23 protein-coding genes and 1 tRNA gene are annotated in these 22,128 nt (G+C 63.5%); 6 read left to right on the forward strand and 18 right to left on the reverse strand.

What is annotated here, in order from left to right; genetic code table 11:
- Positions 1 to 70: 70 nt before the first annotated feature.
- From N0B31_RS17720 to N0B31_RS17735, 4 genes are all read right to left on the reverse strand, one after another.
- A complete protein-coding gene (locus tag N0B31_RS17720) occupies positions 71 to 670 on the reverse strand; it encodes a hypothetical protein (protein ID WP_260592945.1) in 600 nt (199 codons plus the stop codon).
- Positions 663 to 956 (reverse strand): hypothetical protein, encoded by a 294-nt coding sequence (locus N0B31_RS17725; RefSeq protein WP_260592946.1) that lies wholly within the window; start codon positions 954 to 956, stop codon positions 663 to 665. Before N0B31_RS17725 ends, N0B31_RS17720 begins: the two co-directional genes overlap by 8 nt.
- 74 nt (positions 957 to 1,030) lie before the next feature.
- The gene (locus tag N0B31_RS17730; RefSeq protein ID WP_260592947.1) at positions 1,031 to 1,588 is read right to left on the reverse strand and encodes a hypothetical protein; all 558 of its coding nucleotides are present in this window, start codon (positions 1,586 to 1,588) and stop codon (positions 1,031 to 1,033) included.
- Positions 1,589 to 2,251: 663 nt separating this feature from the next.
- A complete protein-coding gene (locus N0B31_RS17735) occupies positions 2,252 to 3,031 on the reverse strand; it encodes a hypothetical protein (protein ID WP_260592948.1) in 780 nt (259 codons plus the stop codon).
- A 291-nt stretch (positions 3,032 to 3,322) separates the two neighbouring features.
- Here N0B31_RS17735 and N0B31_RS17740 point away from each other — a divergent pair, with 291 nt between their 5' ends.
- The 4 genes from N0B31_RS17740 (at position 3,323) to N0B31_RS17755 (ending at position 9,243) form a co-directional block, all read left to right on the forward strand.
- A complete protein-coding gene (locus N0B31_RS17740; protein ID WP_260592949.1) occupies positions 3,323 to 4,942 on the forward strand; it encodes a hypothetical protein in 1,620 nt (539 codons plus the stop codon).
- Positions 4,943 to 5,002: 60 nt separating this feature from the next.
- Positions 5,003 to 5,227, forward strand: a complete 225-nt coding sequence (locus tag N0B31_RS17745; protein ID WP_260592950.1) for a DUF8139 family protein — start codon at positions 5,003 to 5,005, stop codon at positions 5,225 to 5,227.
- A gap of 71 nt (positions 5,228 to 5,298) precedes the next feature.
- On the forward strand, positions 5,299 to 8,220 hold the full coding sequence (locus N0B31_RS17750; RefSeq protein WP_260592951.1) for an N-6 DNA methylase: 2,922 nt from the start codon (positions 5,299 to 5,301) through the stop codon (positions 8,218 to 8,220).
- The gene (locus N0B31_RS17755; RefSeq protein ID WP_260592952.1) at positions 8,221 to 9,243 is read left to right on the forward strand and encodes a type II restriction enzyme NmeDI-related protein; all 1,023 of its coding nucleotides are present in this window, start codon (positions 8,221 to 8,223) and stop codon (positions 9,241 to 9,243) included.
- Between the two features lie 40 nt (positions 9,244 to 9,283).
- Here N0B31_RS17755 and N0B31_RS17760 read toward each other — a convergent pair whose 3' ends face one another.
- From N0B31_RS17760 to N0B31_RS17770, 3 genes are all read right to left on the reverse strand, one after another.
- Positions 9,284 to 9,523, reverse strand: coding sequence for a hypothetical protein (locus tag N0B31_RS17760; RefSeq protein WP_260592953.1), 240 nt, complete (start codon positions 9,521 to 9,523; stop codon positions 9,284 to 9,286).
- Between the two features lie 258 nt (positions 9,524 to 9,781).
- A tRNA-Arg gene (locus N0B31_RS17765) sits at positions 9,782 to 9,854 on the reverse strand.
- A 71-nt stretch (positions 9,855 to 9,925) separates the two neighbouring features.
- Positions 9,926 to 11,425 (reverse strand): MATE family efflux transporter, encoded by a 1,500-nt coding sequence (locus N0B31_RS17770; RefSeq protein ID WP_380628485.1) that lies wholly within the window; start codon positions 11,423 to 11,425, stop codon positions 9,926 to 9,928.
- Positions 11,426 to 11,569: 144 nt separating this feature from the next.
- Here N0B31_RS17770 and N0B31_RS17775 point away from each other — a divergent pair, with 144 nt between their 5' ends.
- Positions 11,570 to 12,160, forward strand: a complete 591-nt coding sequence (locus N0B31_RS17775) for a 2Fe-2S iron-sulfur cluster-binding protein (protein WP_260592955.1) — start codon at positions 11,570 to 11,572, stop codon at positions 12,158 to 12,160.
- A gap of 84 nt (positions 12,161 to 12,244) precedes the next feature.
- Here the strand turns inward: N0B31_RS17775 and N0B31_RS17780 are convergent, their stop codons facing one another.
- The 6 genes from N0B31_RS17780 to N0B31_RS17805 all read right to left on the reverse strand — a co-directional run bounded on the left by N0B31_RS17780 (position 12,245) and on the right by N0B31_RS17805 (position 16,593).
- Positions 12,245 to 12,541: an antibiotic biosynthesis monooxygenase gene (locus tag N0B31_RS17780; protein ID WP_260592956.1), complete on the reverse strand. Its 297-nt coding sequence runs from the start codon at positions 12,539 to 12,541 to the stop codon at positions 12,245 to 12,247.
- A 164-nt stretch (positions 12,542 to 12,705) separates the two neighbouring features.
- On the reverse strand, positions 12,706 to 14,460 hold the full coding sequence (locus N0B31_RS17785; protein ID WP_260592957.1) for an excinuclease ABC subunit C: 1,755 nt from the start codon (positions 14,458 to 14,460) through the stop codon (positions 12,706 to 12,708).
- 72 nt (positions 14,461 to 14,532) lie between these two features.
- Entirely contained in the window at positions 14,533 to 15,240 is a 708-nt protein-coding gene (locus tag N0B31_RS17790; RefSeq protein WP_260592958.1) for a type 1 glutamine amidotransferase, read from the reverse strand.
- A 40-nt stretch (positions 15,241 to 15,280) separates the two neighbouring features.
- The gene (locus N0B31_RS17795; protein WP_260592959.1) at positions 15,281 to 15,859 is read right to left on the reverse strand and encodes an endonuclease dU; all 579 of its coding nucleotides are present in this window, start codon (positions 15,857 to 15,859) and stop codon (positions 15,281 to 15,283) included.
- A gap of 9 nt (positions 15,860 to 15,868) precedes the next feature.
- Entirely contained in the window at positions 15,869 to 16,069 is a 201-nt protein-coding gene (locus N0B31_RS17800) for a DUF5786 family protein (protein ID WP_260592960.1), read from the reverse strand.
- Positions 16,070 to 16,116: 47 nt separating this feature from the next.
- Entirely contained in the window at positions 16,117 to 16,593 is a 477-nt protein-coding gene (locus N0B31_RS17805) for a cupin domain-containing protein (protein WP_380628487.1), read from the reverse strand.
- Between the two features lie 210 nt (positions 16,594 to 16,803).
- Between N0B31_RS17805 and N0B31_RS17810 the strand changes: the two genes are divergently transcribed.
- Positions 16,804 to 17,058, forward strand: coding sequence for a hypothetical protein (locus N0B31_RS17810; RefSeq protein WP_260592961.1), 255 nt, complete (start codon positions 16,804 to 16,806; stop codon positions 17,056 to 17,058).
- Positions 17,059 to 17,076: 18 nt separating this feature from the next.
- On the opposite strand, the gene N0B31_RS17815 is transcribed toward N0B31_RS17810, so the two are convergent.
- From N0B31_RS17815 to dpsA (N0B31_RS17835), 5 genes are all read right to left on the reverse strand, one after another.
- Positions 17,077 to 19,674: a heavy metal translocating P-type ATPase gene (locus N0B31_RS17815; protein WP_260592962.1), complete on the reverse strand. Its 2,598-nt coding sequence runs from the start codon at positions 19,672 to 19,674 to the stop codon at positions 17,077 to 17,079.
- A 220-nt stretch (positions 19,675 to 19,894) separates the two neighbouring features.
- Entirely contained in the window at positions 19,895 to 20,296 is a 402-nt protein-coding gene (locus N0B31_RS17820; RefSeq protein ID WP_260592963.1) for an ACT domain-containing protein, read from the reverse strand.
- Between the two features lie 59 nt (positions 20,297 to 20,355).
- Positions 20,356 to 20,913, reverse strand: coding sequence for a ferritin-like domain-containing protein (locus N0B31_RS17825; RefSeq protein ID WP_260592964.1), 558 nt, complete (start codon positions 20,911 to 20,913; stop codon positions 20,356 to 20,358).
- Positions 20,910 to 21,491 carry a DNA starvation/stationary phase protection protein DpsA gene (gene dpsA / locus N0B31_RS17830; protein WP_260592965.1) on the reverse strand — a complete coding sequence of 194 codons (582 nt, stop codon included), beginning with the start codon at positions 21,489 to 21,491 and terminating at the stop codon, positions 20,910 to 20,912. The genes N0B31_RS17825 and dpsA (N0B31_RS17830) overlap by 4 nt, the downstream gene beginning before the upstream one ends.
- Positions 21,492 to 21,496: 5 nt before the next feature.
- Positions 21,497 to 22,048 (reverse strand): DNA starvation/stationary phase protection protein DpsA, encoded by a 552-nt coding sequence (gene dpsA / locus N0B31_RS17835; protein ID WP_260592966.1) that lies wholly within the window; start codon positions 22,046 to 22,048, stop codon positions 21,497 to 21,499.
- Positions 22,049 to 22,128 lie beyond the last annotated feature (80 nt).

The raw sequence follows: 22,128 nt of genomic DNA on the forward strand, positions 1-22,128 counted from the left end.
AACCCGCTTGTACACACTCTGCGGTCGTGTGGCTTGACAAAAAACGAGCCGCCCGCTAGACGACTATCGTCTACTCTTCGTCCAGTGAAGCCGACTCAAGTTCACGGTTGATACGCTCTTGCAGCTGCTCACGGCTCCAGACCATCTCGTCATAGTATTCAGACAGGATTATTAGTCGGTTACGACCGTCTTTGCTCTTGTCGCGCCGTGCCTTGCCATCGCTCAACTCCACGAAGGCGTCAAACGCTCTTACAATCTGCTTGTTCGATATCTGAATATCGTCCCTGTGCCGAGCTTGACGCTCAGCACGCTGGATGACTGCTTTAAGACCGTTCTCACCCATTTTAATCCCGTGGCCCATTTCAGTCTTCGTCCCTCCTCCCTGCTCGAACAACTGGGCGATGAGATACGCTCGTGAGTTACTCGTCCCGGGCTCTGGTTCATCGTCAATACCGCACAGCATACGCTCCAGCCGGCTTAATTTTGACTCGATACCAATACTCGAATTCAAAGCCCTGTTCTCTAATGTGTTGATTCGCTTACGGTTCTGTGCTATTTGCTGAAGGGCGCTATCACGCACATCTCTCAGCTCATTTGATAGCTCCTCCAGCTCGGACTCCAATTCCGAGACTCGCGCTTTGAGGCCGCTCATTGACTCGCTCTCACTCATCGACATCACCCAGCGGCTCGTCGGCGTAGCACTCGATGGCCTCACGTGGCATCATTACTGGCTGACTGTCCATCCACAGTAGGTCTGCCAGCGTCCGGCCCAGCCAGTACACCGACGCGTCGGGACCTGACCGGACAACCCAATCCCGCTGTTCGAGGTCGTACAAGGCGCTCCGTGCTGTTACCCAGCCGACCTCCTTTTGCAATTCCCGCACGGTTATTCGACCGCGATTCTGTACCTGTCCGACCGCTACGCGCGTTGCGTCATTGTGAGCTCTATTGCTCATACAGTCCGCCAACCATGCATCCGAGTATATGGCTTTGTCAAGGCCAGACAGCAACCCGAATCTGTGCGAACGCGTCATTGGTAGAAGTCTTCGCGGAGGTTGATGCCCTCACTGTAGCGCGATTCAACGTGGTCGTACACGTCGCCCATGTACTCGATAGAGACGCCCAGCTCCTCCAGCACAACCCGGAGCATCGCGACTTCAAAGTACAGTTCTTGGACGATGAAATCTGAGAGCAGGTCGTACTCTTCGAGGTGCTCGGACTGTCTCTCGGCGAGCTGGTCGAACCGACCCCGGAGGCGATACAGCTCCATACTGAGTTCCTCTATCTGCTCCCGGTCGAGCACAACCTCGGTAGGCCCCTCGTCTTCTGCGTCGTAGAGGAACCCGTACTGCATCGCTTCGCGTGCGTACTCGGTCAAATCGAGGACTTTTGGAGCTGTACTGAAGCGTGTGTTCTCGTCGTAGCCGACGACCTCGACGAGCCCAGCTCGTGTTAAGATTCCATCCGCCCGGACTCGGTTTTCAATCAGGTGCTTTTCGAGTCCTGTTTCGCGCCGAAGCACATGCGAGTTTATCGGTCCTCTGACCGCGAGCGCTCGTAGTATCGATAGTGAGTACTCGTCGTACATCGAGTTCGTCAACTGGCTCGGTTCCATCCCGTCTGTGTCAGTGAGATTGACCATATGTACCCGAGCGCAGACTGACTGCTTTGGTGCTGTGGCGACACCCGTGGCAGCCTCGTGGCGGCCCTGTTCAAGCAATCCGGGTGCACAGTCGACAACAGCGTGATGGCGGCCTCTACGACCCCTCTCTATGAGGGACCCCACTCAATCCCTCTCCCCGAACGTTCATATCGAGAGTTACCGACTCGAACCCAGTGACCCGGAACCTACGCACTAGGGTATCGCTCGTCCCCACCAGTTGCGTCAAGATACGGGCTGACGATGAGCCACGAATGTCTGTCAGAAGTCGCGCCGCACTCGTGACACGCAGCTTCGATACGCCCTATCCCGGGGATTACCTGTAGGCGCACGTAATGCGGCAGGTCACACGATGGACAGCTGAGCCACTCTCTGTGCGGAAACTCCTCGATACCTCCGGAGTCGGTGCGACTACACGCTAAACACTGGTACGTCTCCACCCCATCCCCAATGGCCTGTCCCGGCGTGAGTGATATCTTGATATCGGCAGTTTCCTCGCAGTCTGGGCATCTTACCCACTCCTCGGTAGTCATGCGGTTAGTTAGGGGTCGAGAAGCCAATGTGTTTCGAGCCCCTGTCAACGAGTCTAACTCACCGGAGTCGCCTCAACAACTCTGCGCGAAAGTATCCGAGACGCTGCGGATTCGCCACTCCCATTTTTTCGGCGACGTTCGCTGGAACCTCTTCATTCGAGACGTGGACCCCAACAAGTCCCTCACCGAGGACCGGGGAACCGCTGAGACCCGAGTAGCCACCGGCTGCCTCAAGGTCCAGACCAATACCTGCACTTATTCCGAAATCGTCCATCCCTCTCAGACTATTTTCGAACGGCACTATCCGTGGACCGTCTATCCCCTCTCGGTACGTACTGACCGCGTATTTGGTAACCTCGGGAAACGATGCTCCATCGAATCCGATGAGCATGAGCTCCTCGCCCTCCGTCTCGGGGGTGCCGATGTCGTCAATGGTCCATATACGATAGTCGTATGCAGAAGGGTCGAAATCAACTCTGAGCGCGACAACGTCGGTGTCCACAGCATTCAGAGTACTATCAAGCCGGTCGTCTACGCTGAGGTTCTCACAATGCCATCCGTCATCTGCCCTGAGGTAGACATCAACTTCGGAAAATCGGTCTCCTAATGAGTACCTGAGAATCCGGTTGCCGTACGGGGTCTTCACCTCAACTACGGTCGGCCGTAGATTGTGCCGTGCCGTGATGAGGTATTTGCCTGAACCAGATTCAAAAAAGAACCCGCTCGCACGCATAGACTGCCCGCAGACGACTGGACAGCTCACCTTTGGGTCATGTCTCGGTCGAATGGGGTCTGGCTGTGTACGCTCTGAAGCTGTTCCGTCGTTATTCACGCTCATCTCCGCATAACTGTATGCTTGGTGAATATATCAGTTTTATTTGTATGCTAATACCACTAGTGGTCGAGTGAACGACTCCCCTCACGGTGAAATGACAATTAAAAATAAAATGGTCCATTCCGGTGGTTTCCCAGATGAGAGAGGAAATTCGATACTGATGTACGATTAAATGGTCTACCTGTTGATGTCTTGTGATTCTTATTAGTGATTGCCGCAACGGTTCGCTTGGGTGCCGGGGCGTCCCGCACGCTTTTGACGATTCGTTGTAAATTCCCGTTGTGACAAACCGGGATGAAGCAAGAGCATCTGGTTGAGGAGGAATTCGACCCTGTCTTCTTCTACTACAAGGAGATACAATCTGAGAGTCTCAACAGCTGGACAATTGACAGCGCCGAGCGCGTCCGGAACATCTACGATGTCATCGAGGGGCTTGACCGTCAGACCTCCGTTCATCCCGTCGATGAACTCGATATCGACCAAAACCCCCGGATGTTTGCGGACAATCTACTGGAGAACTATCCCGACCACGAAGAGGCCTTCTGCACTTCCCTAATCAACGACTTCAGCAGCAGTATGAAGACGCGTGCACGCGAGGAGGGGAAGTACGCCGTCCTCGTCCTTTACGAAGATTCTCTCGTTCTGTGCCACACCGACTCCGAAGAGAAGACCATCACCAAAGACGCGGAAGTCCTCGAACGGTTGCTGGACACCGACAACGTCGACAAATACGCTCGGTTCCGCCAGAGTGAGGATACAACCGAGGTGTTACATTTCGAGCGTAGCTCGTCGAAATCGTTCGCTGAGTTTCTCGGCCTCAACCCGGAGGAAATCGCGTACGAGGAAGCGGGTGACATCAAAATTTTCACCGAGATAGACGGGTCAACGGCCCGGTTCGAGTTTACTCAGGACGAATTTGAAGAAAAATTCATCACAGGCGACGACCATCGGCTGCTCACCGAGATACTCGAAACGCCGAACGACCAGTACCCAGTGAACCACATCAAGATGGGGCGGCGGCGATACGACACCGTCGACGAGTTTGAACAGCAGTTCTATGCACTCTACTACGACCTCAACACGCTGAAGAGTCAGTACAAGACCATCGCTGAATCGATGACTCCCCACACGACGACCGTCGTGGACCACGCAGACAAGGTCACGACTGGCGGACCAAACGGGCCGAAAAAGGTCGTGAAGGGTAATGACTCCGAATTCACCGTCGTCTTCGCCGACAAGAACATCGAACTTTCCGCCAAGTGGCGGCTACAGCTTTCGAAGAAACTCCGGGCTGGAGAGACGGCTCAATTACACCACGTCGGGAATGATTTCACCGAGGAACCGGTACAGGTGGGCCCGTTCGAGGTCTACAACCCCCTCGATATTGATGCGGAGTATCTGAACCGTCTCTACAGCGTCACGCAGGAAGCCGGGACGGGAGACCAGCTCTCGAATATCATCTTCTGTGTTATGTTCCATACTCTCTCCGAGTGGTGCTCAGGCCCGATTGGCCACTTCTTCGGACAGATGACTAGCCGCTTCGAAGACGAACTGAGTGCAGAAGGGATGATTCTGCGTGACGAGGACCGTTTGATGGAGCTCAAGGGACGAGAATGGCTGGCTGACGTGGACGACGATGACGACATCGCCACGAAAATCTCCGGAGAGATTCAATCAGAGTCCAAGCTGCTGCTCGTTGGGGTCGAAGAAGAAGAACAGCGGATTCGTCCCCTCTCTCGGAATAAATGGGACTCGGAGCGGAACGGTCGTATCCGTGACTCCGTTCGGGACATGAACGGACACCATGAGTCAATCCAGCTGTCTTCGCTGCAGCTGGGCAATGGCGAGTGTTTGCTGTTCGTGTACTCTGTTCGTGGTGACCAGTCGTTTAATCTGGATATGGCGGCACCCTAAGCTAGTATGGCATACTCCGATGCCCGTAGAGTCATTCTGTAGCCCGGGTTGCTGAATAATATGGTCAGAAGGTTCACCGAAGGCGACCGTGTTCGGCTCGACATACCTGACGAAACCGACCCCGACCACGACCGACTTCACGGCGCGACTGGTACGATTACAAGCATCACAGAAGACGACGCTGCCGACTATTCGGGTGATTCCCGCGACAATTATCGATTTGCGGTGGAGCTTGATACCGGTGCAAGCGTGACTGTCCGGTGGCGAGACCTCCGGCCTATCTGAAGTTCTCGGGCCCCAACCGGGCGTCAGAAAAGTACAACTGAGAGGCGATACATGAACGTGACACTTGTGCTATGAGTGAGGCAGATATCCATTTCGAATTCTACCGCCATCTCACGAACGGGATTACTTCTCAGGCACAACGGGGGAGCACCGAATACGGTGCTGTTCGCCCTGAGTACAGTGACGGTCTTAGCGGAAGAGCTGACCTCGTTGTATTCGACTCCTCGAACGAGCCAATAGCCGTCATCGAAGCGAAGCAGCCCGGTGAGGACTCTTCTAGAGACATCGACCCTTACTCTCCTGCTGTTATCGAACAGGCACTCGAATACGGTGCCAAAATTGGTGCGCCGTACTGTGCGACCTACAACGGTAATCGACTCGTCCTCTTCCGCACGCTTGAGCCCGGAAAAGCATTCCTCGAACGGTCGACCAAGTCCTACGAAATCACGAGTACGGAGAAGTTCGCAGACGAGTTCCTTGACGAGCTTGCCCGTTTCCAGCAGCAAGACGCCACGTGGGATAGCCTCGATGATGCATTTGTCAACCGGGTCCGGAGTTTCCACGACTACGTCACGCCACGGCTCGAAGAATCACTCACTGACTACCTCGAAGCGGATTCTGAGTTCCGCGATTCGTTCAGCCAGTGGGCGGCAAAGCAAGGAATCGAGTATGCAAGTGCGGACGATGACGCAAAGCGAGAAGTCATCTCAGAATTCTCCGAACAGGCCGCCTACCTGCTCATTAACAAGGTTCTATTCTACAAACTCCTTGAGAACTCTCCCGCTTACGAAGATGAGATACCACCACTAGCGGTCAGTATCCATCGGGTTCAGGAAGACTTGGAAGACCACTTCGACGTGGTCGTATCTGAGGTTGACTTCGAGGCCATCTTTGAGCACGACGACATCTTCGGTGAAATCCCGCTGGACCCGATTTCGGAGAAGCTACGCGAGTTCATCATCGAGCTGGACGACCAAGACCTCACCCAGTTCGATAGCGACGTTATCGGGCGTATCTACGAGGGAGTCATTCCGTATGAGCGGCGGCGTGAGATGGGGGAGTACTACACCCCCCCTGCAGTCTGCGACCTCATCACTCGGCTAACAGTCGACAGCGCGTCTGACTCCGTTCTGGACCCTGCCTGCGGGAGCGGGGGCTTTCTGGTGAGTGCGTACCACCGCCTGCAGGAACTCTTACCGGAACCAGCAGGGAGCCACTCGCGCATTCTGAACCAACTCCACGGGATAGACATCAACCGATTCCCGGCCCACTTGACGGCAATCAACCTCGCTATCCAAGACCTCTCTTCGTACACCGAGAGCGTCAACGTGGAGATTAACGATTTCTTCAACATTCAGCCAGACACACTACGGTTCTCCCGTGAGATAGCCGACGCAGAAGGTGGGGGCAGTGAAGATGGTCTCGTCGACAGTTTGGGTGGACTTGACGCTGTTGTCGGTAACCCTCCGTACATCCGGTCGCGGAATATCGATGAAAAAGGACGTGTTCGAGAGCACCTCTCGAACGTTGATGGTGAGTTCATCTCGAAACGGATGGACATCTACGGCTATTTCATCACTCATAGCACCCAGTTCCTTCGAGATGGGGGCCGACTCGGCGTCATCACGAGTGACCGCTGGCTAGACACCGGGTACGGTGCAGACCTCCAGCAGTTCATCCTTGACCACTACAAGCTTGATGCCGTCATCCGGTTCGACCGCCAGACGTTCTCGGATGCACTCGTCGGTGCAAGCGTTGTGATAATGACGAAAGAGGAGGACCCGTCGCAACGCCAGCAGAATGTGGTCAAGTTCCTACGAGTCAGAGAATCGCTGGGGATTGACGACATCGAATCACTTGTGAAGGACGACGTACCCGCGAACCAGATGGTTGACGACCCGGAATACCGTCTGATTACGCAATCCCAGCGTGACTTACGTGAACAGGATAAATGGAGCGTACATTTCCTCGCTCCACCGCTGTACTTTGACGCTGCTGGTCATAGCGACGTGATTGAACTTCAGGACGTAGCTGATGTGAACAGAGGACTGACCAGTGGAGCTAACGATTTCTACTACGCTCGCCGGGAAGAGTGGGAAGAACTTGGTCTTACGCAATACACAACGCCCCTACTCAAAGCGACCGGCCAACTCAGTCGTATCCGATTTGACGATGAAGACGCTGAGGAGTGGGGGGTGTTAGATATTCATAAACTGGTGGAACAGGCGCTAGACGAAGTTGCTGACCAGTATGCGGATATTGACCGAACTGAACAGGTGAAAGAGTGGCTGGGTAAGAACGGGCACAATTCGCTCGTTGAGTACATCGAATGGGGTGAGGACAACGGATATCATGACCGCCCGACGACCTCCGCCCGTGATATCTGGTTTGACCTCGGAGAACTGGAGCGGCCATCACTCTTGATGACTGACTTCACTTGGCGCATATACCGAGCCGTTTGGAATGAAGCAAGTGCCACTTCCGACGCTCAATTCTACAATATCACCTGTTCTGATGAGGTTGACGAGAAGCTGTTGGGTGGGTTACTCAACTCACGCTTGTCGTGGCTGATGGTTGAGCTCCGAGGTCGATGGGCTGGTGGACAGGGCATGACCAGAGCCCGAATCAAGGTCTACGAAGCTGAAGAGCTCCCTCTCCCTGACCCATCAGAGATGTCTGCTGAAGAACAGCAGCGGATTCGAGAAGCGTTTGAGGCGCTAATGGAGCGTGAGGACGCTTTGGACGAGGATGAGCGTACAGTCGCCAACACCGAGGAGGCACGCGACCAGCTCGACCGAGCAGTACTTGCTACCCTTGGGATGAGCGACCGTCTGGATGAACTGAAACGTGCAATCGAGGGGTTGGTCGCAATGCGGGAGCGGGACGCTGGTGACAATACTGAAGTTCTAGTCACTCGCCCAGACGAGCGAGAAGTGATTGAATTGGAGGGGGTTTCGGAGGCGCGAGAAAGCACGACACTGAGTGATTTCTGAATGACTAATGTCTATCTCATCCCTGTTGGAGACAACTGGATTGACCACTTCGAACGAACGGTCGAACAACCGCTGACTATCGGGGACAGCGATGCTCCTGCGGAGCTTGACGATTTTCAAGAGGTTCGAATCTGGGCAACTACGGAGAGTTCCAAGAAAGAGTCTGCCTACGAGGCGATGCGCTCTGGCGACCTCCTGATGTTCTATCGTCAAGGTGAATTCTTCGCTGCTGGCCGAGTCGGGCGCACGTTCCGGAGCTCAGCAGCTGGTGACTGGATATGGGATAACAGCGAAAGCAGCTTCATATTCACCGTTACTGATTACGAGCCCATCTCGATTAGCAGAGACCAGCTGTGGGATGTTCTCGGGTACAGTAGCGGCTACTTCGTACGTGGTTTCTCTCGGGTTTCAGACGACGCCCTCGATACGCTTCGACAGCAATACCCCTCCGTTGAGGTCGCGTATCAAGAGCTGAAAGATGGTTCCGAGGATACCGGCGGCGGTGAAGAGGAAACAGGGGAAGATGATGTCCGAGAGCATGTTGAGATTCAGTGGAGCCTCATTCAACTGGGTCTGATGCATGACTACGATGTCTACGTGGCTAAGAACGACCAGTCCGAGACGTACCAGAATGAGACTTTAGGAGAGGATTGCATCGAGAATCTTCCTCTAACAGGATTCAGCGCGGCGGCACGCAGCATCATCGAGTACGTAGATGTCATCTGGCTTGATGGCGAGTACATCGTGAAGATGTTCGAAGTAGAGAGCACGACCAGCATCTATAGCGGGATTCTCAGGATGACTGATTTCATCGTCAAAGTCCCGAACCTCGCTGTCGATATGTATATCGTCGCCGCAGAAGACGACGAGGCACTGGTTCGGAAACAAATAGACCGCCCAACGTTTCAGCACATCTTGGAGCCTGCCAAATATTCCTCGTTGAATTACCTGTCGTTCGAACGTGTCCGCGAACGATTCGACCTAGTGCAACAGGCGGGCCCACTGAAAACCGTCTTCGAATAACCGTCTTGTCGAGTGAACTGCCGACGCCGTTGGCATGTTGTTACGCTTTCTTTCTGATATCCACTATCTCGCCCTCCGGCTCGTACTCCATCTCTGCCGCCTCGCTGAGTGACTGTCCCTCCTCAAGTTCTCCTGAGAAGGTACTCCTGACCCACCGCTGAAGTTCCTCATCGAATGGCTTCGGTAAGTCTGGACGATGCTCTGTGACGACACCAAAAACCTCTGTCCCACCGCTCTCTGCGCGGTCACAGACTACATCGATGCTGACGAGCCGGGTCATTATTTCCTATGACTCCCTGTTCTGGCGTCAAATCTTCGATGAAGGGGGCTGTTGAGGATGACAGATACCTCGACGCTCACAACTCTATTTGAGCTGAACCACACTACGTGTATAAGTCAAATGACGCTGTAGTTCCACCTAACCACGCGACGCAAGCGACCACCGTGATGTAACAGGACGAGTTCAGAACGCTGCTCGGTAGACATCTTATATACAATGTACTGCCGTCTATTGGTTCTGAACTGTCACGCAGCGTGACGAGCCCGGAGGGATTTGAACCCCCGACAACCAGGTCCGGAACCTGGCACTCTGTCCACTGAGCTACGGGCCCTCACCCGAGATACCGCCGAGTCGGTTTTGTGTCTGTCGGTCTCCGCCTCGGCGGGGGTCGCGCCGGTCGTCTCAGTGCTTGGCGCCGCCGTCCGTGACGCTCTCGCTCGGCGGCTCGGGACCGGGCCCGTCAGCCGGCGTCACCTCGTCCTCCTCCGCTTCCTCGACGACACTCTCCTTCCACGTCCCCCGGGTGAACCACGCACCCGCGGCGACGGCACCGAGGACGTTCCCGGCAGCCATCCCGACCCAGATGCCGGTGACGCCCCAGCCCAGGACGAACGTCAGGAGGTAGACCGTCGCGACGCGGCCGACCCAGAGCGAGAGCAGGGAGAAGACGAGCGCGGTCCGGGTGTTGCCCGCGCCGCGGTAGGCGCCCAGCACCACCTGGAGGACGCCGATGAACGCGAACTCCACCGCGCGGATACGGAGGTACTCGATGCCGAACTCGATGGTCTGGGCGGCCTCGGCGGTGCCCGTGGCCATGAACACGCTGACGATGGGGCGGGCGGCGACGACGGCGACGATGGCGACGCCGAACATCACGCCCGCGCCGACGCCGGCGGCGAGCTTCACGGCCCGCTCGGCCCGCTCGGCCTTCCGCGCCCCGAGGTTCTGTCCGACCATCGTGTTCGTCGCCCGACCCAGCCCCATCGCGGGGAGGAAGACGAGCGAGATGAGCCGATTCCCGAGGCCGAACGCGGCGACGACGGGCGGCGAGAACGTGACGACCATCGCCGTCAGCGTGAGCATCGCGAGCGCGGAGGTGGACTGTTCCAGCGCCGAGGGGACGCCGATGTCGACGATCTTCTTGATGGCCTCGGGGTCCGGGCGGAGGTGGCCGAGTTCGATGTTCGGCCCGGTCGGCATGTAGAACAGGACGTAGAGCCCGACGGCGGTGGCGACGGCTCGCGAGATAAGGGTGGCGAGCGCGGCCCCCTCGACGCCCAGTCCGGGGATGCCCAGCGGCGCCCACCCGAAGATGAGGACGGGGTCGAGGACGACGTTGAGCGTCACCGAGAGCAGCATCACGCGCATCGGGGTGCGGGTGTTGCCGTAGCCACGCATCAGCGCCGAGAAGATGAAGAAGCCGAAGAGGAACGGCGTCCCGAGGAAGAACACGCGCATGTAGTCGGCAGCGAGCGGGACGACGTCGAGCGCCGTCTCGGGGTCCGTCGGGAGCAGCGAGAGCAGTGGGCCGGTCACGAGGAAGCCCAGCGCACCGAGGACGACGGCCAGCAGCGTCACGAACGAGAGCGTCTGGCCGGCCGCCCTGCCGGCGCTCTTCTCGCCGCCGGCGCCGGTGTACTGCGCGACGAGGGTGGAGCCGGCGACGGTGAAGCCGCCGCCGACCGAGAGCAGGAGGAAGATGATGGGGAACGCGAGGCTCAGCGCGCCAACCGCCGCCGTCGACAGACGGCCCAGCCAGATGGTGTCGGCGATGTTGTACGCCACCTGCAGCAGCTGGGTGACGACGATGGGCCACGCGAGGGTGAACAGCGGACGGACCAGGCTCCCCTGCGTGATGCTGCTCTCGGTCTCGGTTCCAGTCACTTGCCTGACGGACGTCAGCGGGCGTGAAGTGTTCTCCGTTCCGGTCGTGTGCTGGACGTTCTCACGCAGAGCCGAGGGAGTGCCCACCGGTCGATGCGCTTCTCCTCGCGTGCCCGTCCGACAATCACAACGCTATTGTCGGCGCTTTCCATACCCGTCGGTATGGTTGACCCACTCGGAGTCGGGTTGGGGCTCGCCCTGACGCTCGTGGTGGTCGTCCTGCACTTCTCGCAGGGTGCCGAGCGGCCCATCCCCGACGACATCTCACAGCAGGTCATCGAGCGGCGGGCGGCGACGGTGCCGGAGACCGACTTCCCCGAGCCGATGAACCGCTCCATCGGGGGCGGTGCCGTGGCCGCGGGTGCCGTGACCGCTGGCGGCGCCGAGGCCGAGGGCGAACTCGGCGAGGCCGCGGAAGAGGAGGTCGACGACGACCCCGCTGCCATCCCGGACGACGAGGCCGAGGTCTTCGAGGTCGAGTACGTCAAGGAGGGTACCACCATCGAGGTCAAGGAGAACGAGACGCTCCTCGAGGCCGGCGAGGACGAGGGCTGGGACCTCCCCTACGCCTGCCGCGAGGGCCAGTGTATCTCGTGTGCCGGCCACATCGCCGACGGCGGCAACTCCGAACAGTACGTCAAGCACTACACGAACCAGATGCTCGGCGAACCCGAACTCGACGACGGGTACACGCTGACCTGCGTGGCCTACCCCATCAGCGACCTGTCGCTCGAGACGCGCGAGTCGCCGTAGGCACTCCCTCGTTCCTGTTCTCCCCCGTCCTCCGTTCTTGCTCCCGCTCCCGTCTTCCACCGCACCGAGAGGGTCGACCGCCGGTCAGGCCGTCTGCTGGCCGACCGTCTGTCGCTCCACGAGGTCGAGGTACGTGATGTCGACGTCCGACATCCCTGCCGCGTCCATGTCGTCCTGTTCGCGCAGGTACGACTCCCAGCGCCGTGCGTTCTCGGCCGTGTCGAACTCCATCAGGACCGTTATCTCGTCCGGGTCGTCGCTCCCACGGAAGAGGTGGTACCCCTCGCTCCCGTGTTCCTCGCGGGCCGTGTGGTTCTCCTCGAAGGCGGCCTTCCACCGTTCGAACGCCGCCACCGTCGCCGTCACCATCTGGTAGGCCATGTCCTACACCAACGTTCGTGTAGGATGCGGTGCGTGATAGTCGGGGTGGTTTCCGGACCTCCCCCGGTACGGGGAGGTACGCGCCCGTGCTGGCCGGGGTGACGCTGGCGAGCGCTCTCCCGAGGAGCCTCCGAGTGACCCATCGAGGAGTCGCGACGGGGCCGTCACAGTGCCGACCGGATGGTCTCGGCTCGCGACTCGCCGACGCCCTTGACGCTCGCCAGTTCCTCGAGGCTCGCGGCTCGCACGCCTTCGACGCTCCCGAACCGCCGGAGCAGTCGCTTCCGCAACGCCGGCCCGACGCCCGGCACCTCGTCCAGCGCCGTCTTCACCTCGTCGCGCACCTGCTGGTGGTACTGGACGGCGAAGCGGTGTGACTCGTCGCGCACCCGCTGGAGCAGGTGGAGGTGTGGGGCGTCGTCCGGCCAGTCTCTGACCCCGTCGGGCGTCACCACGAGCTCCTCCTGCTTGGCCAGCGCCACCGCGGGCACGTCCCAGCCAACCTCGTCCAGCGCGTCCAGCGCGGCGCCGAGTTGCCCCTCGCCGCCGTCGATCAGGAGGAGGTCGGGGTCCGACCGGTCGTCTCTACCCTCGACGGCCCGCAGGGCGCGCCACCGGACCAGCTGGCGCATGTTGGCGTAGTCGTCGTTCTCGTCGGTGAGGCGTCGCCGCCGGTAGCCGGACTTCTCGGCGCTCCCGCCGACGAAACAGACGTTCGAGCCCACCGCCGCCTTCCCCTGCGCGTGGCTCACGTCGAACCCCTCGATACGCTCGGGACGCCGCGGGAGCGACAGGGCGTCGCGCAGGGCGGCCGTCGCGTCGTCGCGGCCGGTCCGCCGGCGGGCGTTCTTGAGCGCGAGGTCGACCAGCGTGGCCTCGCGGCCCGCCCCCGGCACCCGGACCGCGACTCCGGCCGCCTCCAGCCACGCGACCACGTCCGGGTCGTCCGGACGCTCGCTGAGGAGCACGGCGTCCGGGAGTTCCCGCTCGGCGTAGTACTGGACGAGGAACGCGGAGAGGACCTCGGCCACCCGTCCGGACTCCCCCGCTCCTTCACTCCCGTCGGGGGCGTCGACCCGGTGGCGCTCCCGGTCGACCAGCTGCCCTCGGTCGCTCCGCAGGCGGGCGACCGTCGCCCGGTTCCCCTCGACGACGGCCGCCAGCACGTCCACCGCCCGCTCGTCCCGCGCGGAGACGGCCTCGCCGCCGCCGCCGTGGAACGACTCGACGACCTCGAGCCGGTCGCGGAGGTTCGCGGCTCGCTCGAACTCCTGTGCCTGCGCCGCTCGCTCCATCTCCCGGCGCAGCGGGTCGGACAGGACGCCCGTCTCGCCCTCGAAGAACCGCTTCACGGACTGCACGTCGCCGTCGTAGCCCGCCTCGTCGATCTCCCCGACGCACGGCGCGGTGCAGAGTCCCACCTCGAAGTCGAGGCAGGGCCGGTCCCGGTTGGCGAACTTGTGGTCCGAGCACCCGCGTAGGCCGTAGGTCTCGCGCAGGGCCTTGACGACCACGTCGAGGTCGCCCTTGCTCGTGAACGGGCCGTAGACCGTCGCGCCGTCGTTCGGGTCGCGGGTCACCTCGATACGCGGGAAGGTGCGGTCCGTGAGTTGCACGAGCGGGTAGGACTTGTCGTCCTTCAGCCGGACGTTGTAGCGCGGCTGGTGGCGCTTGATCAGGTTCGCCTCCAGCAACAGCGCCTGCGTCTCCGTGTCCGTCACCGCGAAGTCGACCCGGGTGGCGCCCTCGACCATCCGACGGATGCGCTCGCTCCGCGGGTCGGCGTACGAGCGCACTCTGTCTCGCAGTTCGACGGCCTTCCCGACGTAGAGCACCGTGCCGTCGTCCTGCTCGAACTGGTAGACACCCGGCTCCCGGGGGAGGTCGGCGGCGGCGTCGCGGACGTCGGCGGGGTGCATTCGCGTGTCTGTCCCGTGTTGGCGTCGCGTGGGAAAGAGCGTGACGTGTCGGAGTGGTCGCGGTCGGCGCCCTCAGTCCCCCGCCGGCGCCCGCCCGGCCCGCACCTCCTCGACGTAGTTCACGAACTCGTCGAACACCGTCTTCGACTCGCAGGCCGCGTCGTACGCCTCGTCCGTGATGCCCGACAGCACCGCCGCCAGCTGCTCGTCCGGCACCGACCCCTCCTTCCCCTGCGCGACGAGCTCGGCCGTCTCCTTGTCGTACTCCGGGTGCGCCTGCACGCCGAAGACGTGGCCCGCCCGGAAGCCGTGGACGCCGTAGTCGTTCTCGGCGACCAGTTCCGCCCCCGGCGGCAGTTCGGTGACGGCGTCGGAGTGCGTGACGAAGACGGAGAACGACTCACCGACGCCCGAGAGCACGGGCGTCCCGGCAGTCTTGCGCACCTCGCGGTAGCCCAGTTCGTACTCGCCCATGTCCTCGACGGTCCCCCCGAGGACGTCCGCGAGGAGCTGGTGGCCGAAACAGATGCCCAGGGCCGGCAGGTCGCGGTCGATCGCCTCGCGCACCCACGCCTTCGTCTCGGGGAGCCACGGCTCGTCCCAGTAGACCGACGAGCGAGAGCCGGTGACGACGAACCCGTCCACGTCGAACGTGTCGGGGTACTGCTCCTCGGTGAGGGTGAACTCCACGAGGTCGGCGGGGAGTTCCCGACGGAAGTTCCGCCGGGTGTGGTGTATCTCGTGGGAGGCGTTCAGCAGGGCGAGACGTGGCCGGTCCATACGGACGGTTGCGCCCTCGTCGGGATGTGGGTTTCGGGCCTCAGCGACGCCGGCCACCCTCCCGCTCCCGGAACGCGCGGGCCGCCCGTGCGGCCTCCTTCGCCACCCGGAGCGGCTCCGGTCGGCCGCCCTCGTGGGTGAACGCCCGGACCGCTTCGTGTGCCTCGTCGTCGGAACACCCCACCGCGCGGACGAACAGCGTCTCGCCGTCGACATGGAGTCGGGTCCGGGGTGGCTGTCGCTCGAACGTCGCGCGACGCTCGGCGAGTGCGTCGCCGGATAACTCCCGCTCGAGCGCCGCGGAGAGCGACTCGTCGCTGGCCTCGAAGGTGACCGCCAGCACGGGCCGGTCCAGTCGCTCGCCGAGACTGCGAATATCGAGAACGTTGAACCACGCGGGTGCGATACCCGCGAGGAGCAGCCAGCGTACGTCCGGCCGGTCGAGTCGCGTCCAGAGGTCGCCGACGGCGGCCGTCGAATCGGTGCCACCGACGGTGCAGGTGCCGAACTCGAACGCCTCGACCGCCCGGTCGGCCCGGACCACCGCGCCCCCGAGCGTGCTTCGGGGACCGTCGCCGAACGACTCGGCGACGCCGAGAGCGCGCGTGCCGGGCTTCACGTCACCGCCTCACTCGGCCTCTCGTTCGCCCTGTCTGTCCTTGATGTCCGAGAGCTGGTCGAGCAGGTCGTCGCTCGTCGTCTCGCCGAACTCGTACTCGACGGCTCCCTCGTGCTCGTGTTCGGCCGTGTTGACCGCGTCCGAGTCCTCGAGGTCGGTGTCCATCGATTGATTCTCCTGTTCGGATTCGTCGTAGCTCCCGAAGCCCATGTACGCCTGAACCTAGCGAATTGTCACGGATAAATCCCCCGGCGGCCTCACTCGGCCAGTTCGATGCGGTCGTCGCCGGTCGGAACCGCACAGATGAACGCCCCCTGCCCCGGCCCGTCGTTGCGGTACCAGTGGACCGCTCCGGCCGGAATCAGGAGCGAGTCTCCCGCGGACACCTCGTACTCCTCGTCCCCGATGCCGACCGTGTACTCGCCCTCGAGCACGTACTGCTCGTGTTCGATCTCGTTGGTGTGCCGCGGCACCGTCGCGCCCGGCCCGAGGACGAACCGCCGGATGGCGAGGTTCGGCGCGCCGTCCTCCTCGCCGACGAGGACGCCCTTTCGCATCCCGTCGGCCGCCTCGACGTCCTCGTAGACCACCTCGTCGGCTCGCCGGACCAGCGGCGCCGGGCCCTCCGTCTCCACCGCCTCGTCACCGCCGTCGGTCGCGGGTCTCGGGGGTGTCTCCGGCGTCACCGTCTCGTCGCTCACGTCCCCCGCGCGACGCCGGGCGACGACGTACATCCCGCCGGCGAACACCGCCAGCACGAGCAGTCCCGGCACGACGGCGGTCACCGGGACCGTCTCCGAGGCGGCCGCCGCGCCGACCGCGACGACACCCAGCACCGCCGGGACCACGAGCAGTATCTTCTCCATGGCACTCGATACGGCCGGCAGCGACAAGAGTGCTCACCCGCCGTGACGCTCAAGCGGGTCCCCCACGAACGGGGCCGCGTGCCCGACCGCTCACCGACGGAGCGCTCCCCCTCCGAGCGCGACCGACCGACCGGCCGCGAGGCGCTTCGCGGGGCGCTCGCCGACTGGCCACGACACGGTGCCGCGCTCGTCGTCGCGCTCTCGGCCGTCGCCGTCGCCCTCCTCGTCGACACGCCGAGCGCGCGCTACGGCGCCGGGCTCATCGTCTTCTCGGTCTGGATGGCGTGGTTCGTCCTCACGGCCATCGCGTTCGTTGAGCGGGCGCGGTTCTGACGCCGAGCGGTCTCCGTCCTACGCCCCGGCCTCGGTCTCGGCCGCCGTCTCGGGCGCCGCCGCCCGGACGCGCGAGAGCCGCATCGCGTTGCCCGTGACCCCGACGGTCATCCCGGCGTCGCCGGCGAGCACCGCCAGCCAGATGGGGACGTAGCCGAACGGGACCGCGAGCGCGAGCCCGGCCTTCACCAGCAGGCTGGCACCGACGTTCTGTCGGATGACGCCGTTGGCCCGCCCGGAGAGGTCGTAGAGGTACGGGAGCTTCGAGAGGTCGTCGCCCATCAGCGCCACGTCCGCGGTCTCCAGCGCGGTGTCGGTGCCCGCGGCCCCCATCGCGATACCGACGGTCGCCGTCGCCATCGCGGGCGCGTCGTTGATGCCGTCGCCGACCATCGCCACGCCGCCCTCGTACTCGGCCACGAGCTCCTCGACGGCCGCGACCTTGTCGTCCGGGAGCAGTTCGGCGCGGTAGTCGTCGACACCCACCTCGTGGGCGATGGCGGCGGCGGTCCGCTCGTTGTCGCCGGTGAGCATCACCGTCCGCTCGACGCCGAGGTCGCGCAGACGCTCGACGGCCCAGCGCGCCTCCGGCCGGACCTCGTCGGCTACGGCGACCAGCCCCTCCAGTTCGTCCTCCGTCCCGACGAGGACGACGGTCTTGCCCTGCGACTGGAGCTCGGGGACCGTCTCGGAGAGCAGGTCGAGACAGCCGTGGCGCTCGCAGAGCTGCCGGCTCGTCCGCGTGACACTGCCCCCGTCGGTCGTCGCGTGGACGTGCGAGAGGTCGAAGCCGAGTTCCTCGAACAGCCCGGGCTTGCCCGCGTAGTGTGGCGTCCCGTCGAGCGTGGCCCGGACGCCCTTGCCGGTGATGCTCTCGAAGGCCGACACCGACCGGTCGCCGACGCCGCGCGCCTCGGCCCGGCCGACGATGGCCTGTCCGATTGGGTGTTCGCTGCGCTTCTCCAGCCCCCGGGCACACCGGAGGACGTCCGCCTCCGTGTTGCCGTTGAGCGGGACCACGTCGGTCACGGTGAGTTCCCCCTTCGTGAGCGTCCCCGTCTTGTCGAACGCGACGACGTCGACGGCACCCATCGCCTCGAGGTGCGAGCCGCCCTTGACGAGCACGCCGTTCTTCGCGGCACTGGTCACGCCCGAGACGACCGAGACGGGCGTCGAGATGACGAACGCGCAGGGACAGGCCAGCACGAGCAGCGTCAGCCCGTAGACGACGGCCTCGGAGACCGTCACGCCGAGCACGGCCGGGCTCCCGAGCGTGACGAGGACCGCGAACGCGACGACCGCCGGCGTGTAGTAGGCGGCGAACCGCTCGACGAACTGCTCGCGCTCGGTCTGGTTCGCCTGAGCGTCCTCGACCATCTCGACGATGCGCGAGAGAGTGTCCTCGCCCGCCGCGGAGGTGACCTGCACCTCGAGGTAGCCCGCCTCGTTGATGGTGCCGGCGAACACCTCGTCGCCGACGGTCTTGTCGACGGGCACGGACTCGCCGGTGATGGGTGCCTGGTTCACCGCGCTCTCGCCGTCGACCACCTCGCCGTCCATCGGCACCTTCTCGCCGGGCCGCACGAGGACCACCTCGCCGACCGACACCTCCTCGACCGGGACGGTCACCGTCTCCCCCTCGCGGCGGACCGTCGCCTCGTCCGGTGAGAGGTCGACGAGCTCCTGCAGCGAGTCGCGCGCACGGTCCATCGAGGCCCGCTCCAGAAGTTCGGCGAAACTGAACAGCACCGCGAGCGTCGCGGCCTCGAAGTAGAGCCCCTCGCCGAACGCGAGGCTCGCGGCCAGCGCGCCGAGGATGGCGACGCTCATCAGGAAGTCGATGTCGAGGTTCAGACCCTTCGCCGAGTAGTAGCCGTTCCGCAGGATGGCCCGGCCACCGACCACGACGGCGACGAGGAACAGCACGTCCGCGACGAACAGCGACTCCCCGAGGACGGCCCCGACCTGCGGGTTCGTGCCGAGGGCGAACTCGAAGAGGAGGCCACCGGCGAGGAAGACGGCGCTGACGCCCGTCTCGAGCGCTCGTCGGCTCCGCCAGACGCCACCGCTCGCGCTCCCGTGGTCGTCGCCGTGCTCGCCGTCCCCACCCGGTCCGTCACGGCCGACGACCTCGTAGCCCGCGTCCTCGATGCCACGGACGACAGCGGCCTCGGTGGTCCGGTCGGAATCGTAGTGTACGACGACCCGGCCGGTCGTCGGCTGGGTCTCGTAGGACGTGACGCCGTCGACCCGGTCCAGCCCCGTCTCGACCTTTCCCGCACAGGTGGCACAGTCCATGTCGGGGACCGTGAGTCGGGCCTCGACCCGCCCGTCGCCACCGGTCGCGCCCGCACCGGGTCGGTCGACGACCCCGTAGCCCGCCCCCTCGATGGCCTCGACGAGGGCCGTCTCGCTCGTCCGCTCGGGGTCGTAGTGCACGACGACCCGGCCGGTCGTCGGCATCGTCTCCAGGTCGGTGATGCCGTCGACACGGCGCAGGGCGGTCTCGACCTTCCCGGCGCAGGAGGCACAGTCCATGTCGGGGACAGAGAGCCGGGCCGTGAGCGCCCGCTCGTCGGGTGGGTCCGACCCGCGGTCCACGTCGGAGGGTTCCATTATCGAAGACTAGTCGACGACGGATTGTGAACCTAACTGCTACAGACGCTCGCTCTGATCACACGTTCTAGTATCGAACACCGAATGGATTAATAACTCGTGTCGGGTGTGCGACCGATCCGCTCGACCGCACGGTCCCCCTCGGTGTCCCACTCCCGACAGGGGACGACACCGCAGCGCGAGCGCCCCCGGCAGCGCTCGTCCGGACGCCCGGACGCGCCTACTCGTCCTCGGTACGGGCGCGGACGACACACCCGAGCGCCGCCAGTCGCTCGGTCGCCGCCGCCAGGTCCGCCGCCTGTACCAGCAGGTGGTCGGTCGAGTACGCCGAGAGGGCGAACACCGATACCCCTGCCTCGGCGAGTTCGCCCGCCACCACGGCGAGGAAGCCGACGAGGTCGAACGGCAGGACGACGTCGAAGGTGAGCCGGCGCCAGCCGCGTTCGACCGCGAGCGTGTCGAACGACCCGACCCGCTCCTCCTCGACCACGACCGTCGTCTCGCGCTCGTCGCGCACGACGGCGAACGTGTCGACGTCGGGCACGGCCTCGACCTGCGCGACCGCGTAGCGCGTCGTCGGCACGTGCACGGTCGTCCCCTCGAGGAACTCGCTGGGGTCCATACGCCGGCTTCGCTCGCGGCCGACAAGAAGACCGGCCCGGGAGTGGGTCAGTGGCCCGCTCAGTCCAGCTCGCGGAGCGCATCGTCGGCGAGGTATCGCGCGAGGGTGTCCGCGTCCCGCTCGAGCGTCAGCAGGTGTCCGCGCAGGAGGTCGTTCGTCCCGGTGTCGCCGAGGCGGTCCGCCAGCGCGACGTGCTCCCGGAACTGCACACAGAGGGTCACGTACCCCTCGTAGTCACGTTCGAGCGAGGACCGGACGTCGTAGCGGTGGGGCGCTTCGATCTCCATCGGCGCGTGCTGTCGCATCCCCATCGGTCCGCAGACGGGCACGCCGCCGAGCGCGTGGACCCGGATGGCGAGGTCGTCGGTCACGGCCGTGAGCCGGTCGGCCGCGTCCCGGAGCGTGTCACCGACCGGCCCGGCCTCCGCCCCTGTGACCAGCCAGTAGTGCTTTCGCACCTGGTTGAACAGGAGGTAGAGCCCCGAAAGGTCGTCGTTCAGTGCCGCCACCAGTCGTTCCGCGACCGGCCGGTCGAGGCCGAGCGCGTTCTCGACGACCGTGTCCCACGCCTGCCGGACGTGTCCCGAGTCGACCGGCCGGAGGTGCGGGGTGCTCATCGGTCCGTCACCGCCGTGCCCCGGACCAGCGTGTCGTCCGCGAGGAAGCGTCGTATCTCCTCTGCGTCCGCCTCCAGGTCCGCGAGGTGCTCGCGGAGCTGTGTCGCCGTGGTCGGGTCCCCGCGCGACGCCGCGACGGCGACGTGCTCGCGAATCCCCGCTATCAGCGTCCTGTACCCCTCGAGATCACCCTCCAGCGAGGTCCGCAGGTCGTAGACGTCCTCGGCCTCGAGGTGGACCGCGGCCCGCTCCTGGATGGTCGGCGGCGTGTTCGGCGGGATGCCACCGAGGTCGACGATGCGGACCGCGAGGTCGTCGTTGAGTTCGCGGACCCGGGTGTACGCTCCTTCGAGGAACGCGGCCACCACCTCGTGTTCGGCCCCGCTGGCGACCCAGTAGTGCTTGCGGAGGAGGTAGAACAGGTTGAACGACCCCGCGTGGTCGACGTGCAACGCGTCGACGACTGCCGCGGCGTCCTCGGGGTCGAGCCTGACCGCGTTCCCCTCGACGGTGCCCCACGCCTGTCGGCGCTCACCCGTCTCGGGCTCCCGGACGATGGGGCCCCGTCTCGTCGTCATATGGCTCACCCCTGTCGCGCCGCGGACCCGCGAACGAGGGTGTCGTCCGCGAGGTAGTTCCCGACGTCGTCGGCGTCGCCCTCGAGCGTCTCGAGGTACGCGCGAAGGAGTTCGCCGGACCCGTAGTCGCCGAGCGACTCGACCAGCGAGACGTGCTCGCGGACGAGCTCGATCACGTCACCGTACAGCTCGAGGTCGTTCGTCAGTGTCGTCCGGACGCCGTACACGTCCGCTCCCTCGAACTCGACGGGCGCGTGCGCTCCGAGTTCCGCCGGCCCGCTGACGGGGACCCCGCCGAGGGCGACGACCCGCTCGGCCACCTCGTCGGCGTGCTCCTCTACGTCCTCGGCGGCGTCGCCGAACCAGTCGTGGAGCTGGCCGTACTCCGCTCCCTCGACGGTCCAGTGGTGCTTCCGGAGCTGGTGGTAGAGCACGTACGCCGCGGCGAGGTCCGCGTTCAGCGCGTCGATGCTCTGCTCGGCCGCTCCCTGGTCAAGACCGATGGTGTTCTTCCGGACCGTGCTGGACTCCTGACGGACGGTCTCCCGTGCGCTCATCGCCCCGGTACGATGGTCGCCTCGGAGATTATACGTGACGGTTTGTTGCACCTCAGGTGCTCACGAGGCCGAACTCGGAA

It is taken from the genome of Salinirubellus salinus (assembly GCF_025231485.1).
GTDB classification, from domain to species: Archaea; Halobacteriota; Halobacteria; order Halobacteriales; family Haloarculaceae; genus Salinirubellus; species Salinirubellus salinus.